This window comes from Dyella mobilis (genome assembly GCF_016904945.1).
In the GTDB taxonomy this organism is placed as follows: Bacteria; Pseudomonadota; Gammaproteobacteria; order Xanthomonadales; family Rhodanobacteraceae; genus Dyella_B; species Dyella_B mobilis.
The window spans coordinates 70,737-88,129 of record NZ_JADIKF010000038.1; the positions used below are offsets into that span (position 1 = coordinate 70,737).

Annotated in this window: 15 protein-coding genes; 1 reads left to right on the forward strand and 14 read right to left on the reverse strand. The window is 59.7% G+C overall.

Going from position 1 to position 17,393, the window contains the following annotated elements; translation table 11 throughout:
* Positions 1 to 455: 455 nt before the first annotated feature.
* The 5 genes from ISS99_RS07950 to ISS99_RS07970 all read right to left on the reverse strand — a co-directional run bounded on the left by ISS99_RS07950 (position 456) and on the right by ISS99_RS07970 (position 8,599).
* Entirely contained in the window at positions 456 to 1,976 is a 1,521-nt protein-coding gene (locus ISS99_RS07950) for an efflux transporter outer membrane subunit (protein WP_204631078.1), read from the reverse strand.
* Positions 1,973 to 5,173: an efflux RND transporter permease subunit gene (locus ISS99_RS07955; protein WP_204631079.1), complete on the reverse strand. Its 3,201-nt coding sequence runs from the start codon at positions 5,171 to 5,173 to the stop codon at positions 1,973 to 1,975. Before ISS99_RS07955 ends, ISS99_RS07950 begins: the two co-directional genes overlap by 4 nt.
* A 49-nt stretch (positions 5,174 to 5,222) precedes the next feature.
* Entirely contained in the window at positions 5,223 to 6,401 is a 1,179-nt protein-coding gene (locus ISS99_RS07960; RefSeq protein WP_204631080.1) for an efflux RND transporter periplasmic adaptor subunit, read from the reverse strand.
* A gap of 157 nt (positions 6,402 to 6,558) precedes the next feature.
* Positions 6,559 to 7,917: a sensor histidine kinase gene (locus ISS99_RS07965; protein WP_204631081.1), complete on the reverse strand. Its 1,359-nt coding sequence runs from the start codon at positions 7,915 to 7,917 to the stop codon at positions 6,559 to 6,561.
* A complete protein-coding gene (locus ISS99_RS07970; RefSeq protein ID WP_204631082.1) occupies positions 7,910 to 8,599 on the reverse strand; it encodes a response regulator transcription factor in 690 nt (229 codons plus the stop codon). Before ISS99_RS07970 ends, ISS99_RS07965 begins: the two co-directional genes overlap by 8 nt.
* Positions 8,600 to 8,880: 281 nt before the next feature.
* Here ISS99_RS07970 and ISS99_RS07975 point away from each other — a divergent pair, with 281 nt between their 5' ends.
* Positions 8,881 to 9,291 carry an MmcQ/YjbR family DNA-binding protein gene (locus ISS99_RS07975; RefSeq protein ID WP_204631083.1) on the forward strand — a complete coding sequence of 137 codons (411 nt, stop codon included), beginning with the start codon at positions 8,881 to 8,883 and terminating at the stop codon, positions 9,289 to 9,291.
* 308 nt (positions 9,292 to 9,599) lie between these two features.
* On the opposite strand, the gene ISS99_RS07980 is transcribed toward ISS99_RS07975, so the two are convergent.
* The 9 genes from ISS99_RS07980 to ISS99_RS08020 form a co-directional block, all read right to left on the reverse strand.
* Positions 9,600 to 10,499: a patatin-like phospholipase family protein gene (locus ISS99_RS07980; RefSeq protein WP_204631084.1), complete on the reverse strand. Its 900-nt coding sequence runs from the start codon at positions 10,497 to 10,499 to the stop codon at positions 9,600 to 9,602.
* A gap of 559 nt (positions 10,500 to 11,058) precedes the next feature.
* Positions 11,059 to 11,655 carry a cytochrome b/b6 domain-containing protein gene (locus tag ISS99_RS07985; protein WP_204631085.1) on the reverse strand — a complete coding sequence of 199 codons (597 nt, stop codon included), beginning with the start codon at positions 11,653 to 11,655 and terminating at the stop codon, positions 11,059 to 11,061.
* The gene (locus ISS99_RS07990) at positions 11,652 to 12,461 is read right to left on the reverse strand and encodes an alpha/beta fold hydrolase (protein WP_204631086.1); all 810 of its coding nucleotides are present in this window, start codon (positions 12,459 to 12,461) and stop codon (positions 11,652 to 11,654) included. The genes ISS99_RS07985 and ISS99_RS07990 overlap by 4 nt, the downstream gene beginning before the upstream one ends.
* Positions 12,462 to 12,598: 137 nt before the next feature.
* Positions 12,599 to 13,942: a sensor histidine kinase gene (locus ISS99_RS07995; RefSeq protein ID WP_204631087.1), complete on the reverse strand. Its 1,344-nt coding sequence runs from the start codon at positions 13,940 to 13,942 to the stop codon at positions 12,599 to 12,601.
* Positions 13,939 to 14,604, reverse strand: a complete 666-nt coding sequence (locus tag ISS99_RS08000) for a response regulator transcription factor (protein ID WP_204631088.1) — start codon at positions 14,602 to 14,604, stop codon at positions 13,939 to 13,941. The genes ISS99_RS07995 and ISS99_RS08000 overlap by 4 nt, the downstream gene beginning before the upstream one ends.
* Before the next feature lie 164 nt (positions 14,605 to 14,768).
* Positions 14,769 to 15,299 carry a DUF3455 domain-containing protein gene (locus tag ISS99_RS08005; protein ID WP_204631089.1) on the reverse strand — a complete coding sequence of 177 codons (531 nt, stop codon included), beginning with the start codon at positions 15,297 to 15,299 and terminating at the stop codon, positions 14,769 to 14,771.
* A 104-nt stretch (positions 15,300 to 15,403) separates the two neighbouring features.
* The gene (locus tag ISS99_RS08010) at positions 15,404 to 15,904 is read right to left on the reverse strand and encodes a DUF4142 domain-containing protein (protein ID WP_204631090.1); all 501 of its coding nucleotides are present in this window, start codon (positions 15,902 to 15,904) and stop codon (positions 15,404 to 15,406) included.
* A 409-nt stretch (positions 15,905 to 16,313) separates the two neighbouring features.
* Positions 16,314 to 16,646 (reverse strand): hypothetical protein, encoded by a 333-nt coding sequence (locus ISS99_RS08015; protein WP_204631091.1) that lies wholly within the window; start codon positions 16,644 to 16,646, stop codon positions 16,314 to 16,316.
* A 336-nt stretch (positions 16,647 to 16,982) separates the two neighbouring features.
* Positions 16,983 to 17,387, reverse strand: coding sequence for a hypothetical protein (locus ISS99_RS08020; RefSeq protein ID WP_204631092.1), 405 nt, complete (start codon positions 17,385 to 17,387; stop codon positions 16,983 to 16,985).
* Between the last annotated feature and the right edge of the window lie 6 nt (positions 17,388 to 17,393).

Here is a 17,393-nt window from a genome sequence, read left to right on the forward strand (position 1 = left end):
GTCAGCCTGGGCCGTGCGCCACACGTGGATGGACTCGAGCTTGCCCCGAGAAACATCCCAGGAAACATCCGATCGCAGAAGATAGTGGCCCGGCCCCACCCCGGTGAATATAAATCTACCTTGGACATCTGCTGTCGCGAACCGCGTATAGGGCTTCAAAGACTCGCCGCAAGCCTGAGCACTTTGTTCTTGGGACCGAATGCACGCTCGCACATAGGGAATATCCGGAAGCATGCTGATTTTCGCGAATGAACCGTAGCGCGTGAAGCCGCCAGCGTGAACGAGCACCACGCCCGTTATCCTGGATACCCCAGGTCGCAGCGATGCACGAAGCGCCTCGATGTCTGCCGAAACAATCGATCGTGCCGGCCTTATAACGGGCGGCGCCGTGCAGCCGGCAAGCGCTAGACACCCGATTAGAAGGGCTTTTTTATCCCTTCCAGCCCGATGTGGCTTCACCGACCGGATGCCCCCTTCGCACTACCAGCTTGACCCTGCAGCCCGGCATCGCTGTCATTCCACCGACCACCGCCTAGAGCCTGAAATAGTGCCGCGGTATCGGCGTAGCGGCTTGCACGCGCCTGCACGAGTGTGATCACCGCCTGCTGATAGGCCTCTTCAGCCGTCAGCAATGCAGGCGCACTGACATCACCCAATTGCAACTGTTGCTGCGTGATATCGCGTGTCTTGCGCGTCGCGGTTTCAGCCTCGTCAGCCGCAGCAAGAGCCTTGCTGTCTTGGTCGAGCGCATACAAGGTGTCGGCAACATTCTGGAAGGCAACCAACACCACGTTGCGGTATTGCGCCTTGGCCTGATCCAGCGCGGCCTCGGCCGAACGCTGACGGTGTTTGAGCGCGCCAAAATCGAACAATGTCTGCGAGACGGTGCCCGTCAGAGCCCAGAACACATTGTCATCCGTGAACATCTGGCTGAACTGCGTGGCGCTGCCGCCATATTGCGCTGAAAGCGCAAGCTGAGGCAGGCGATTAGCCACCGCAATGCCGACTTCGGCACTGGCCGCATGCACTTGCGCTTCGGCCGCCAACACATCGGGGCGATCGCGGATAATCTGCGATGGCAGGCTCATTGGCAATGTCGACGGCAGATGCAGCGTCGCCAGATCGAGGTGTATGTCGCCGATCTGCGAAGGCGTCTCGCCAATGAGCACGGCAAGCGCATCCCGCGTCTGCTCGAGTTGCTTCTGCAGCACCGGAAGAGCTTGCCTGGCTTGCGCCAGTGCAGCAGCTTGCGCCGCAACATCGAGGCCCGTGGCGCCGCCCATCGCAGCTTGTTGTTGCAAGATGGACAAGGCGCGCGCTTCCGCGTCAATCGTTGCCTTCGTCGCGTCGATTTGTTCGCGCAGACTAGCCTCTTGCAAGGCGGTATTCACCACATTGGCGGCAAGGGTGAGATAGGTTGCATCCAACTGATAACGCTGCACGTCGGCTTGTGCGTTCAACGATTCCACCGTGCGCCGATTCAGGCCGAACACATCCGGCACATAGCCAACGGTCAACTGTGCCGTATGCAAGGTGTAATACGTCTGGCCGGACGTGAGCGTCGGGGAAATCGTGCCTACGGCGTTGCGATTCCGGGAAGGGGAATAGCTGGCCTGCAACGTGGGGAAGTAGCTGGCGCGCTGCGCAGCGACATCTTCCTGAGCTTGCCGCACGGCCGCTTGCGCGGCATCGATGGTGGGATTGTGCGCCAGCGCGCGTTTGACCAGGTCATTGAGCTCGGGCGACTCGAATGTCTGCCACCAGTCACGCGGCACGGCTTCCTGCACGAAACGTTGCGCATCATGCGTGTCACCCGCGCTGCCAAGCGTTTCTGGAAGCGGCGTGCGCGTGAAATGCGCCGGTTCCGGCGTGCTAGGTCGATGATAGTCCGGCCCTACGGCGCAGCCGTTGCAGAGCGCAACGAGCGCCATGACACGAAGGCTCCGAGTGACGAATGAGAGCGAGTGCCTGCTCATGCCACGCCTCCTTCTTCATCGGCAAGCTGCCGCCTCGCGCGACGCGCCTGCGACCACTCCACCACCATCACCTGCAGCGCCGGCGCCACGATCAGCAACATGATCGGTCCCAGCAACATGCCGCCCACCACCACCGTGGCCAGCGGGCGCTGCACCTGACTGCCAATGCCGGTGGAAACTGCGGCGGGGAAAAGCCCGATGCAGGCAGAAAAAGCCGTCATCAACATCGGCCGCATGCGTTGTTCCGCAGCCAGATACATCGCCTCCACCGGCGACTTGCCTTCGAAGAGGAGGTGATTGAAGTAAGTGATGACGAGAATGCCATTCATCACCGACACGCCAAATAGCGATACGAAGCCGATAGCTGCCGATACGCTCAGGTTCAATCCTGACGCATACAGCGCCATGATGCCGCCGGCAATCGAGAACGGGATCGCAGCCAGGGTCAACAAGCTGTCACGCATCGAATTGAACAGCGTGAAGAGCAGCGCAAGGATCAGGCCGAGCGCAATCGGCAGCACCACGGCCATCCGCTTCTTGGCTTGCTGCATATCGGAAAACTCGCCAGCCCAAGCAAGGTGATAGCCACTGGGAAGCTTGACGTTCCTGGCAATGCGCTGCTGCGCCTCTTCCACCGTACTACCCAGATCGCGGCCGCGGACGCTGAACTTCACTGGGATGTAGCGTTCGTTGCGCTCGTGGTAGATGTAGGAAGCACCGGTATCCAGCGTAATGCTCGCCACCTCGCGCAACGGCACATAGGCCGTATTGCCGGCCGAATTCGTGTAGCCGACCATGATGTTGCCGATGGCATCGATGCTGGATCGATACTTGGGGGACAATCGCACCACCAGCGCGAATTGCTTCTCTCCCTCCTGCACCGTGGTAGCTGGCGCGCCTGCCAGGGCGGCTTGAACCACCGTATTGACGTCGCCGGTATTGAGCCCGTAGCGCGCCGCCTTGGCGCGATCGATGGTGATGTTGAGGTTGGGCTGGCCAAGCACGTGAAAGACGCCAAGATCCTGCACGCCACGCACCTGCTCCATTTGGTGCATGACTTCGTCGGCGAGCTTTTCCAGTTCGGCAAGATCGGGCCCGAGAATCTTGACCGCATTGGCGCCCTTCACGCCGGACAGTGCTTCCTCCACGTTGTCCTGGATGTATTGCGAGAAGTTGAAACTTACTCCCGGAAATTCGTCGGTGAATTGCTTCTGCAGTGATGCGATCAGCTTGGCCTTGCTGTCGCCGGATGGCCAATCGCCTTCCGGCTTCAGCGGCACGAACAATTCCACGTTGTAGAAGCCGGCCGCGTCGCTGCCATCGTCGGGGCGGCCATGCTGCGAAACCACGGTGATGACTTCCGGATGCGACTTGATGATGTGGCGCATGCGATCCACCATGCTCATGCCGGCATCCAGCGAAATCGTAGGCGGCATGCTGGCACGAATCCAGAGATTGCCCTCCTCCAGCGACGGCAGAAATTCGGTGCCGATGCGTGGCAGCAGCAGGCCAGCCACCAGCAGAAAGATCAGCCCCAATCCCACTGTCAGCTTGCGTCGCTGCAAGGCCCAACGAAGCACCGGCGAATACACGCGGCGAATCGCCCGCACGAAAATGGTCTCAACCTCATTCACGTGCTTGGGCAACAGCAGCGAAGCCAGCACCGGCGTCACGGTAAAAGTGGCGATCAGGGCGCCCGACAAGGCATAGGCATAAGTCCGCGCCATCGGGTTGAAAATCTGCCCTTCCACGCCCTGCATAGTGAAAAGCGGAATGAATGCAGCAACGGTAATGGCCGAGGAGAACAGCACGGCGCGATCCACCTGCATCGCGCTCACGTAGAGCATCCGGATACGGTCGGTCCAGCCATGCCCACCCGGTCCGACGGGACCCGCTCCTCCGCGGCTTTCAGCGTAGTAGTGCAGGATTTCCCTCCGCTCCTCGTCGCCCTTTTGCAGGTTGCGGAATATGTTTTCGATCATGATCACCGCCGAATCGACGATGATGCCGAAGTCCACCGCACCCACCGAGAGCAGGTTGGCCGAATCCCCGCACAGCACCAGGATGATGATGCTGAAGAACAGCGCCACGGGAATGTTCGCGCTCACGATCAGCGCGCTGCGCAGATCGCCCAGAAAGATCCATTGGATCAGGAATACCAACAGGCAGCCGAAGATCAGGTTGTGCAGCACCGTGTGGGTGGTGACCGACACCAGGGTGGAGCGATCGTAGAAAGGCACCACCTTCACACCCGGCGGAAGCGTACCATCGTGATTAAGACGATCCACCTCGGCCTTCACCGCGGCGACCACCTCGTTGGTGCGCTCCGTGGGATTCATCACCACGATCCCGGTGACCACGTCGCTCTGGTCGTCGCGACCGCCTTTGCCGAGGCGAGGCGCGGTGCCAATGGAAACATTGGCGACGTCTTTGACCAGCACAGGCGTGCCGTTGTTCTGCGCGAGCACCACGTCCTTGATATCGTTGGTGTCGGCGATCAAACCCACCCCGCGCACGTTGACCGATTGCTGGCCCAGGTCGATGGTACGACCGCCGACGTTTTCGTTGGCGTTGCCCAGCGCAGTGATCAGCTGGGGCAAGGTGAGCTTGTAGCCCTCCAGCTTGGGCATGTCCACATCGACGTGATATTCCTTGGTCGTACCACCCCAGGTCACCACCTGGCCCACACCAGGCACCGACATCAGGCGATGCGATACGACCCAATCCTGCAGCGTGCGCAGGTTGGTGATGCCGTAGTGCGGCGGCCCCACCAATTGATAGCGGAAGATCTCGCCCACCAGGCTCGACGCCTGAATCTGCGGTTGCGTGTTGTTGGGAAGATTGACGTTCTGCTGCAGATTGATGGCGGTACGCGTATAGGCGAAGTTGTAATCGACGCCATATTTGAACGTGACGCGCACGAACGACAAGCCGTAGAACGAGGTGGAGCGGATATTGTCCACGCCCGGCGTGGAAGCAACGCCCAATTCCATCGGACGCGTGTAGAGCCGCTCCATTTCCTCGGCCGACAAGCCGGGCGCCTGCGCAGTGATCTCCAGGATCACCGGCGCCGGATTCGGATAAGCCTCGATATTTAGCTTGTTATAAGCCATCAAGCCGGCAACGGTGAATGCCAGCAAGGCCATGATCACGACGGAACGTCGCGATAGCGCAAAAGCGATGATGCCTCGTAACACGGGTGACGCCCTTATCTAAAAGTGAGGTCGATGCGTGGCAGCCTGCGAGTCAATCGTCGTCGGGCTGCTGCACCAGCATGTTGTCGAGGAAAAGCGCACCTTCGCCGGCCACGCGCTCGCCGGCCTGCAAGCCTTGAAGAATCTGGTCCATGCCCTGTTGGCGCTTGCCGATTTTCACTTCGCGCTGATCGAAGCGACGCCCATCGCGCGTGACGTACACCATGGTGGTGCCGTCGCCTTCGCGGACGATGCCGTCCTCAGGCACGGCGAGCGAATGCTCGGGCGCCGCGGTCTGCACGGCAATGTCTGCCAGCATTTGCGGCAACAGTTCCCCGCCTGGGTTGGGGACGTCGGCACGGATCACCACGGTGTGCGTGTTGGGATCAACGGCGCTGGCGATGTAGCTCACCTCGCCGTGCAGCGTTCGACCCGGCAAGGCCGGCACCGTAATGGCAAGCGATTGATGCAACTTCAGCGAAGAGGCATCGTCCTCGGGCGCATTCGCCACCACCCACACGTTGGATAAATTGGCTACGGTGAAAGGCGTGGGCGTACTGCCAGGCTGCACCAGGTCGCCTGTCGCCAGCGAGCGATTGGCGACGATGCCGTCGAACGGACTCAAGATGCGCAACTCACCTTCCACCTTGCGCATGGTCAGCAAGCGATCGATGTCCGCCTCGCTCTTGCCGAACAGCAGCAGGGAATTGCGCGCCGCCCGGTAGTTGGCTTCAGCGGTTTGCTCGTCGGAGACTGCCTGTTCCACATCCTTTTTTGCGCTGGCCTGGATGGGCAGCATTTTCTGCGTGCGTTCGAGCGCTTTGCGGCTCAGCGTGAGCACGCCATCGGCGGCGAGCAAAGTGGATTCGGCTTGCAGCAAATCGGGGCTGTCTATGGTGAATAACAGCTGCCCCTTGTGTACGGTATCGCCCTCTTTCGCAGCCACGCTCGCGACACGCCCGGCATAGGGGCTGGAGACCTGGGCGATACGACCCTGGTCATAGTCGACGTAACCCACCGCCTGTCGCCACGTATCGAACGTGTGCGTGCCCACCTCGATCACCGATACCTGCCTGGCCTGCACGTCGGTAAGGGTGACGCCGTGCAAGTCGGTGCTGGCCTGAGGCCGTTGCGTCGAGGGCTGGCGATAGCTGAGCCAGGCGTAGCCGAGGCCCACGATGACCACAACAGCGATCGCCAGGATAGGAATGTATGCGCGCTTGGGTTGCATGAAACGGTCTTGATTCGCTGGGACAGAGCGCCGGAATATCGACCATAACGAGGGGTGGTCACTGGAAAAAGTTACCGTTTGGAAAGGTTCGCCGTTACCCATCCAAAGGGGAGCCGGGCTGCTCGTGCCCGGCCATGGCGGAAGGGTCCAAAAGGACCTAGGTCGTCGGCAAGAAAATACTGACCTTCAGTCCGGGCTGGGCATCTTCCAATCGCAACTCTCCCCTGTGCAGCGATACCACGGCCGCGACGATGGAAAGGCCAAGTCCGTTACCGCGCTGGCTGCGACTGCTGTCTACGCGAAAGAAGCGCTCCGTGACACGTCCAAGGGCATCGGCTGGAATGCCTGGGCCGTCGTCCTCGACCACGATGTGGACCCGTTTGTCATCCTGCCGGACTATCAGCCGAACCAGGGCGCCGCTGCCGGCATACTTGAACGCATTGTCCAGCAGGTTGGCGAGCACATTGGCGATCAGGTCACGGTCGGCCCGCACTATCGGGGCGCCCTCCACCTCCACGCGCAGCCGCATGCCGCGCGCTTCGGCAGCCGGCTGGTAGAGCTCCATCAAATCGTCCAGCACCGGGCGCAGCGGAAATAGCTCAAAAAGCTGGCGCCGCACGCCGGATTCGGCCTCGGCAATCTGCAACAGTTTTTCAAACACGCCGATCAACGTATCAATTTCATCGATAGCGTAGTGCGCGGCACGCTGCAGCCCGTCAGGCGATGAAAGCGGCTGCAGTGCCTCCTCCAACGCACCGCGGATTCTCCCTAACGGGGTGCGCAGATCGTGGGCAATGGTGTTGGAAACATTGCGCGCCGTATCCATCAAGCGATTGATGTCGTCGAGCATGCGGTTAATGTCACGCGCAATGCCGGCAAATTCGTCCTGTGCTTCGCCAACGTCGATGCGCCGATTGAGGTTGCCTGCCGAGACATCGTGGGTGGCGTGCTGAATAACGGCAATGCGCGCCTGCAATTGCGAGCGGAACAGCGCAGCGCCCAACACGGCAAGCAGAAGGCCGAGTGCCCCGCCGATGGCCAGTGCAGTCAGGATGGTGCGTTCCAGCTGATGTTGCTCATACAAATCGCGACCGACCACCAATGTACTGCCGTCGCCAAAACGATGTACCAGCAAGCGACTGGTCGAATCCCGCCCAAGTCGCTGCACCTTCGCATTCGTCAGCACATCGTTCACGCCAGGCAGCAGGCGCCACGAGGTCAGGTTGCCGATCTCCTTGTTGCCGTGCGGATCGAGCAGCAAGTACACCTCTGTCTCGACATCCTTGTCGTCGGTCAGCAGCGTATGCACGGCTTGCAGCAGGCCCGCATCGCCGCTGCGATCGTGCGTCTGTTCCAATTGATGCGCGATTGCGACAATTTGCTTGTCGGCATCCCGGGCAAGCAAACCGGCGGTACCGATATAGAACACGGAGGAAATGACGCCGATGGACAACAGAAAAAGCAGTCCATAGCCAAGCGCAAGGCGAAAAATCAGCGAGTGGCGCAGGCTAGTCATTGTCGCCCAGCGGCTGAATGGTGTAACCCACGCCCCGCACGGTGTGGATGAGCGCAGTGGGATGATCCCTGTCCACCTTGTTACGCAGACGGCTCATTTGCACATCGATTACGTTGGTTTCGGGGTCGAAATGGTAACCCCACACAGCCTCCAGCAGCATCTTGCGCGTAACCACCTCGCCTTGGCGTCGAACCAGGTATTCCAGTAGCTGGTATTCGCGCGGCTGCAAGGCAATGGGCTTGCCTCCACGCAAGACCCTGCGTGTTCGGGTATCGACGGAAAGATCGCCGACCACGAATATGTGCGAGTTTCCGGGGACAGATGCGCGACGACCCAGCGCTTCGAGCCGCGCCAGCAGTTCTTCGAAAGCAAAAGGCTTGGTGAGATAGTCGTCGCATCCGCCGCGTAAGCCACGCACGCGCTCATCCAGGCTGGCCAATGCACTGAGCACCAGCACGGGCGTTTGATCGTTGCGCGCACGCAGCGTGGAGAGCACCGTCAAGCCATCCATGCCGCCGGGCAACATGCGGTCAAGCACGATCACGTCCCAGGCCCGGGTACTCGCCTGCACGAGTCCACTGGCCCCGTCGCCGCAAAGCGTTACCTCATGCCCTGCTCGAAGCAGAGCATCATGGACAAAGCGTGCGGTCTGGATATCGTCTTCGATCAAGAGACATTGCATGCTGCATGAATCTCGAAATGGCTATGCGGGCGCGGCACAAATGGTACGACAAATAATCCCCGCAGTTGACCCATGAGCAATCCAGAGGGTTTCGAGGTACTGGCGAACCGCCCGCTTCGAGACCATTATCATCGACCATGACCCCATACGTTGTCGGAATTGGCAGCTTTCTATTCCTCCGTTTCAATGGCTGTAGGTAAGCGCACGCCGCACCCATCCGAAGCTTGAACGATGGCCAAGAGCCGCCTCGAACCAAGGCAGACACCAACTGGAGGTTTCCAGTGACAGTTATCAGCTTTGAAACGGTACGGGAAATCGGCGCTGCGCTGCCCGGTGTCGCCGAGGGCACGTCTTATGGATCGCCTGCCCTGAAGCTCGGAGGCAAGGTCATCGCATGTGTGCCCACCAACAAGACAGCCGAGGCGGGCTGCGTTGTCGTGCACGTTGGTTTTGAACTAAGGGATCGACTGCTGGAGCAGAGCCCGGATATCTACACCACCACCGAGCATTATCTTTCGCATCCCTGCGTGCTCGTTCGATTGGGCAAGATAAAGCGTGCTGAACTCACGCGGCTTTTGCATGATGCTCATGCTTTCGCGTTATCGACTGTCCATTCGCGACCGCTTCCCTCAACGAAGCGGGCTAAGCCGGCGACGCGCAAGGCGGTCTCTACCAGGAAGCCGTCTATTTGAGTTGTCATTTTCGTACTGAGGTTTTCCACATTTGTGCTCGTCATCCCAGCGAAAGCTGGGGGCGATTTACAACAGCGAAGCTGGTCATCTAGTGCTTTGTCGCGCCGAAGTCGCTGGATCCCAGCTTTCGCTGGGATGACGGTGAGTCGTTTTGAAGGTCTCGATCAATTCGGACGTGACGTTGATTCTTGCGGGTATTTTCAAGGAAAGAATGTGAGGGAACCTCAAACTCCAACGCTCGTTTCGGCCATTCAAGGACACAAGAGAAAGCTTCCCCCATGCCTGCGGGCGCAACTGTTTCATAGGCTTCAACGCCAGAATTCGGCGAGCTGCCTGGCGAGGGCCCTGCCCTGGTTGTAACCGGCCTGCGCCGCCGGCCGACGCGTCGACAGATCCATCGTATCGGCACCGAATGCGTTGAGCGAGTCGCTATCCGGGAAGATCGTCTCAACGCGGCTGCCGCCCGCGCGAAGCTCGTCGACCTGTGCGGCAAGGTGCATGCCCCATTCCACCGGATGCCGCGATCTGCCACCGAAGGGTGAGAGCACCAGCACTCTGGCGTACCCAGCGGCCAGATCGGCATTCTCGTTGCGTCGATAACCACCGTTGATGTATCGGCGATCGCCGATGCTGTAGGGAGGGACACCGAAGCCGTTGGACGTGCTGGCGGCGACGGCGTCCACGAGGTCGACGCCGCTGTGGCGATCGAACACGACCGGTTCACCGGTATGGGCATCGACGGCCGTGATAAGCAACGGCCGCTGCGGCCAACCGTGATGGGGCAGCCGAGCGGCAACGACAGCGCGCCACTGCGCTTGCCCGGAGCCGTCCGACGCCGCGTCCGCATCGAGCGCCGCCTTACCCATTCTGCGGCGCATGTCAGCTGCATCCTTGGCGGCGGCAATGATCTCGCTCGTTATCTCCATGTGGTTTGCTGCGGGCCCAATGGGCGCGCGCGCGCCCTCGGAACCACCCGGGCTCGTCCGCGGCCTTGGCGCAGCCGAAAGGATGGCGGCAAGCAGCTCGGCCGGGGACGCACTGGTGATCTGGGCCGCAGCCGTCGATCCAGCCGACGTCCCTATGATCAGATCCGCCTCCGTCACATCCAGCCCGGCTTCCTGTAAACCGGCGACGACACCGATCTCCCACGCATTGCCCGCCGCCCCGCCACCATGGAGAACCAGCGCTCGCTCACGTCCTGTTTGCATGCCAACCTCTGTATGGATGATTCGATCAGTCGATGATTTTGCCGACAGATCAAGAATGTCTGCCCCAAGTTGCAACTTCAGGCGGCCAAGGCAACCTTCCTTCCGTCGACGCTGATCCTGCCCAAGCCGGGACGGTAAAGGTCGCGTCGGATGCGCAATACCTGCGCGGCAAACGCCTCTTGGTTTCAATGCTCACGGGTCAGAAGACGTGCGAGCCGAGAACTTCAACCTGAATGCTGATTTATAAATGAATCATGAATATAACTGAGTGAAAAATAGCAATACCGCCATTATTTGCGTTAAATATATGATATTTAAAGTTTTTATTCGAACTGATTTCCGCCGAACTACAGCAGCCGAAATATAAATATCAGCTGAACAAATGGCTTTTGATGGATGGCATTACCGACAGAGATTTGGGAGGAGACGTCGCGCCGAGACGTGGCCTCCGACGAGTGGCGCCAATGGTCACTGCAGCGAGCGAAGCAGATCCGGGCAACGTATGAGGCGTAGACCTCGGTAAGACAGGCAACGCGCATTGCAATGTGCAACGGCGTATTCATCGAGACGGCACATCCCACGCATCAGGCCGCTCCCTGACAACTCGATGCAAAACCGCCATCGTGACGTGGGCGATAACAAATGCCCAAATCAGATAGCCGAATGCGATGTGAGCCATGCCCACACCATGAAGCACCCATCTTGGAATGGGCGCACCGAGAAAGTATCCGAGGTAATTGACGAGACCGCACATCGCGCTTCCCGTGACTGCCAGGAATCCCAGCCCATGCACCGTTCCAACGAGCGGCGCCAAATGGGACAACGAAGCATGGCTCGATGGCGGCCGCGCTTTCCATTCGCGACGCAGTGCCTCTCGTCCATCGCGCTTCAACCATGGGAAAAGATGCACATATCCCGGCTTCGCCCGCGGCAGGAGAATCCATACCCAATGGCACAAACAAATGGCGGCGACGGAGATGCCTACCTTTGCGTGCCATTCGAATGCCGCCCTATGCCAATCAGGCACGCCCAGGCCGCGGCCGGCGGGTACCTTCATGACGGCGCTCAAGAGCAACTGGGTTACGACCCCGATGGCCAGGGCGGCGTGCAGCAAGCGCGTCACCCGGTCGTATTTATTGGGCAGGATATTCATCATGGCGACGGCGCCGATTGCGGCGCCCCCAGCGATGCGATGAAGCCGTCGAGATCGTGGTTGAACACATCGGGTTGATCGAAGAACACGGCGTGTGACGCGTTTTCAACGACCGTCAACTTCGCATGCGGAAGCGACTTGAGCATGTTTCGCTGCGCATCGAGAAGCGGACTTTTGGCGGACGCAATGACGAGTGTCGGCTTGGAAAACAAGGGCAGGCTCGACCGCCGGTCTTTGGTAAAAAGATCCTGCATGAGCATGGAAACGCCCACATCGACCGGCGTTTTCGAGGCTTCTTCGTCGAGTTTCGTATAGACACTGGCCGGTGTCGCGGTACTGATGATGGCGTGCATGAGACCATCGGTATAGGCATGAGCATCGGTGGAGTACGCAGCCATACCTCGCATAATGATGGCGACAAAGGCGGGGCTCCCCCTCACATCATCCTGACCACCGCTTACCGGGCCGTCCACCAGGACAAAACCGTCTGTCTTGCCCGCACCGTACCGTGCGACATAGGCGGCCACGTCCTGGACGCCTTGGGACCACCCCACCAGCACCAGGTTTCGCACTTTCAGCTGCTCGATGACCTGAGCGATATCCGCCGCTCGGTTTTCAGGTGCGTTGCCGGTTGTCACGACCGTCGAACCGCCCTGCGATCGCGAATCCACGGCGATCACGCGAAAGCCGCGCGCTTCAAAATAGGCGATTTGCTTGGACCAGATGGACGAACTTACGGTCCAGCCGGGGATAAGCAGCAAGGTGCGGGACGCGTCGTCCGGCCCCGCTTGCAAGTAGTGAATACGCACGTGGTCGCCAACGTCGACCCATCCGGCCCGCGTCGCCGCGTCCGATCGCGTCGGTATCGCAAGCATGACCAACAGGCACCACAGACACGCAAGTTTCATGGCAGCTTCCAACCTTTCCCGTTTGGATAGGCGGCAAGTTAGCTGTCGATACTTAGGTGGGAATTAAGCGAAGCAGGCAGGTACACGCGAGCCGATAGACCCGTCCTGTCGGTGCGATTCTGCAGCTCAATGCGCATGCCGTTTCGATGTGCGGCCGACTGCGCGATGGCAAGCCCCAAGCCGCTGCCCGACTCGGTTTGGCCCAGCATCCGATAAAAGCGATCGAATACCCGGCCCAGCAGCTCGGGCGGGATGCCGGGGCCTGTGTCCACGATGTCGACGACGGGGCCTTCGGCCGAGCGCCCAAGCTTGATGTCGACGGCGCCACCTTCCGGCGTATAGCGCAACGCATTCTCGATGAGGTTGTCGAACACGCTGCGTGCATCACTCACACGCACGCGAATGATGCTTGCCTCGGGGAGGTAACAGCCAACGTCGATGCGCTTCCTGTCAGCGACAGGAAGCAGTTCCGAAACGCTGTCTTTGATGACATCCCGAATGTCGACGGTCTGAGGCTCTTGTTTGTGAACCGACCATTCTTGCCGCTCAAGCTTCAGCAACTGGTCCACCAGCCGGTGTAGCCGCTGGATGCCCAACTCCAATCGGTCCAGCTCGTCATGGGGCGTATCGCCCAACCTCGCGCGCAACCGTTCCGCCTGCAACACCAACGCCGCCAAGGGCGTGCGCAACTCGTGGGCGGCATCCTGTACAAAGCGCTGCTGTGTCGTAAATGCCGACTGCAAACGCTGCAACAAGCCGTTCATCGATACGATCAACGGCGTAATTTCCGCAGGCGCGCGGTCGACGGGAAGCTCGGCGAGGTCATGCTCGTCCTTTTGCGCAATTGTTTGGACGAGGCGACCCAACGGATGCAGGGACCGGCGCACGACAAACCACAACAACAGGATCGAAAGGGGTATCAAGAGGGCCACCGGCTCTGCCGATTTCCAGGCGGAATGCCACATCACGCGATGCCGAAATGAACTGCTTTGAACGAGTTGCACGCTCACCGGCGCTGCCAACAGGGTGTACACCCGCCAGCTGCCATTGGCGTCGACATCGCGCGGCCCACTCGCATCCTGCAAGGTCAGGCCGGGCATCGGGCGCGAACTGGACAACAGTCGCTTGTCGCTGTCCCAGAATTGAACAACCGGGGTGCCATCGTGCTCAAGGTGATCGTCGTCAACGGGCGATAGAGCCGGAAGCTTTTTGGAAAGCGTAAGTTGTTGCAGATGACTGTTGGCCAGCGCATGCAGCTGACCATCCATAAACGCACCGATGTTTGTTTCGTATTGCCGATAACTGACCAACATCGCCCCGATCGCCGTAACGACGTACAGCGGAATGAGCCATGCAAACAGCTGGCGCTTCAGGGATGTCACGCTTCGTCCTTTGGCACGCGCCAGCCAAGGCCTCGCACATTGAGTATCACACTCGCGCCAAACCGCTTCCTCAAGCCATGGATGACGACCTCGATGGCGTTGCTTCCAACGGGCTCATTCCACCCGTAGACGCGGCTTTCCAATTGCTCTCGAGACAAAATGGAACCCGGACGTTCGAGCAGCGCGTGCAAAACGGCGAATTCGCGGGCTGACAACGATTGCCGCTCGTTCCGCCGCACGATTTCCCGCGTGGCCAGGTCCAGCTGAAGCGCATCCGTTCCGATCAACGATTGCGCATGGCCATCGCGTCGCCTGATGACGGCGCGCAGGCGTGCCATCAACTCCCTCACCGAGCATGGCTTGATGACGTAGTCATCCGCACCGGCATCCAACGCCTCGACGCGTTCGTCCTCGCCATCCCGGGCCGTCATCACGATCACCGGCGTGGCATCGCCGCCGGCACGCATCGCTTGCAGCACCTGCAATCCGGAGCGGCGGGGCAATCCAAGATCCAGCACGACGGCGGCATAAGTCCCGGCGCCAAGCGCGCCTTGACCGGCCACCCCATCCTGCGTCCAGTCCACGGCAAAACCCGAGTCCTTGATGGACTCGCTCAAGTCTTTGCCCACCATGGGATCGTCTTCGATCAGCAGGATGCGCATAACCTCAAGGTACTCGCGAAACCCACGGTGCAGAAAATACTAGCCGAAGCGCCTGTGCCGATTTTGCCCTGATTCCGCCTGAGGCTCACAAAATGCTCAATCCCGGAGCGGGCATGCGCTTGTCTAAAGCAGGTCACGCACCCTGCTTTCCGGGCAACCTTGCCTCAATTCGACTTGAAGTAAAACACATAGGTCGCCGAATACGGAACCCCGACTTTCGTGCCCGCCCGCGCCGGTGCAGTCGTCGGAGCCACACCGCCGGCGGTCGAGATGCGTTGCACGTAGGCGACCTTGCTGAGGATGCCCGGTGCGGCGTCGGGGCTGACCTTGATCAGCAGCCAAGGGATATTCGCCTTGCCCTGTTTGGAAGGCACCTTGATGACGGGGACGTCTTTGTCTTCAACCACCTTGCTTCCGTCGGCGGCTTCCCAGGTGGGGCCGGCGTAGTGGTGGATGGTTTTGCCGTGGCTGGTCAATTCCGCCAGCGGAGCTTCGAAGGTCCAGGTCGGCGTGGATCCGCTGGCGACGGTGCTGGTATAGATCTGCACCCCGCTGGCCTTGGCGGTGAACGCGACGGTATAGCCGGCCGGTGGTTGCAGCGTTGCTGGCACCGGCTCTTGTGCACGTGCGGCGGTGATGCCGCCGATCAGGCATGTCGCGGCGGCCAGCGTTGCTAATGCGGTTTTTCCGTTCATGGATATGTCCAAGTTGAGATCGAAGCTATCGGTGGCGGATCGTGGACTTGCAAACAGGCAGATAATCGCGGCTATTCACGCAGCCATGGCGTCAAACCCAAGCGTCAGGGCTTGGCATGCAGCTCGCCCAGATGGCGCACGACAATGCGGTGCGTTTCGGCAGCGAAGGCGCGCAAGTCGGGATTGGTTCCGGATGTTGCTTCTTTTGCGAACGCGGCGCCATCCTTGTTGTGGATGTCGTCCATGCTGTTCAAATAGGCCGTATCGAAGGCCGATCCGGACAGCGCCTTGAGGTCGTCCAGCTTCTTTTGAAACGTCGCATTGAGCGAATTGGCCACCGGAATACCGGCGCCGTTGGCGATCGAGCTCAGCTTGTCGCCGACGAGCTGATGGTCATGGGCTTCGGTTGCTCCCTGGTCCTTGATGTCCTGCGTATTTCCCTGCTCGGCGGCAAGCTGGCCCGCTTTCACTTCGAACATGCCGCCCTGGCTGACCATCGCAACAAAAGCGCGGTCGGTAGCGGAAACGTTTCCGGCGGCTTGCACCGATAGCGGCAATGCGCTCGCCGCGACGATCACCAGCAAGGCTGAAAGATGCTGTTTCATTGCAATCTCCATCGTTGTCATGAACGGTTGATCTTGAGCACGCGTTTGCACGACAGTCAGGCGCCAGCAGCACATAGCGGTATTGCAGACAATATCCCGCCGCTCGGTTCGCACACCCCGGTGCCGCCGATATATATATGCGTAAATTCATGCAGACCCGGCCAACCCGCTCCCGCATCGGCGGCACCCAACGTGATCGGCTTAAAACGTGCAACTCGGTTATTACGACAGCGCCGGCTTGAATTCGTCTAATTGATTGTTCGAATAGAACCCATAGCCCGCTTCAATTTAGATGCCGCGTCCTGCGGGCATAAAAAGCGGCACGCCGCTCTCACAACAGCGTGCCGAAAACGGCGCATCGTTTCTGACGCCATGCGCCCAATGACCTCATCACACGGACACGCTCGGTTTATCCACCTCCCTCGGGGCTGAGCATGTCGACGTGGTGATGCAGGAGGTCGATGGCGGTCTCCAGGCCGATCTGTTGCACGGGGTTGAGCGGCAAAAGATTCGTTCTTTTGCCGGTGTCGCCTGCGTGCTTGGAGATGCGGTGAGCCTTGAGCAGACCCTCGATCACCGCCACGGCAAGCGCGGTGCCGGCCTGTTGAGACGCGTAGCTTTGCCGTCGTTCCCGCTCGGCACTTTCAGAGAGGCGCACATCGTCGACGGATGAAGTGGATTTAGATTTTGGGTCCTTTTGAACCCATCGGCGTGAGGGTGCCGTATGATCCATGAAGGTCATGATCAACTCCTTCTAGTTGGTTTGACTTAGCGGGTCGTAAGAGCTGTCACTCTTGCGATCCGCGCTTTTCCAAGCATTGCTGCATGGGTCATCGGCGTTCCGTATTTGCGAAGTGCGCCGATGACCGTGTGACGCTATCAAGTCACACTCGCCTGTGTATATGGGACTAGTACGACATGCGCACACGCCGTGCGATCGTACCCATAGCTTGGAATGAAGATCCGGCGGCGTTACGACATCAAGCGATGCGATTTAAAAAATCGGCGGCCGAGCTAATCCGTCGCCGCAAACGCGGCCAAAATCTGTCGCACGAGAGAAAAAAACAGAAGCACCCGCTCAATGATCTTGATTGGCTATTTTCTTTCGCCCTTTCAAGGCATTGAAGAACGCCGTCTTGTCGACTTTGAAGAGTTTGCCGTCGAACCGCACACTGCCATTCTCGTCGATAAAATATTTGTCTGTCGCGGGCAGCAAAACCATCGCCCTAACATCGCGACCTTCAAAATAAAATGTCGGCGGCTCGGGAACGAGCAACGACAGAAAGGTTTTGCGGCTGATTTTGTATCGGCAATATTTGGCCTGCTGGATGCTGGACTCGGTCCGGCCAACCTCCAGGCTGATTCGAAAGTCGAGAAAGCAAACCGTCACGTCGTCGGACGCAACGGCGTCCGACGCATGACCTGGCTGGCTACACGCCATGGCGCACAAAAACAACAGAACAGTCAGCGCCATGATCTTCACGTCGCG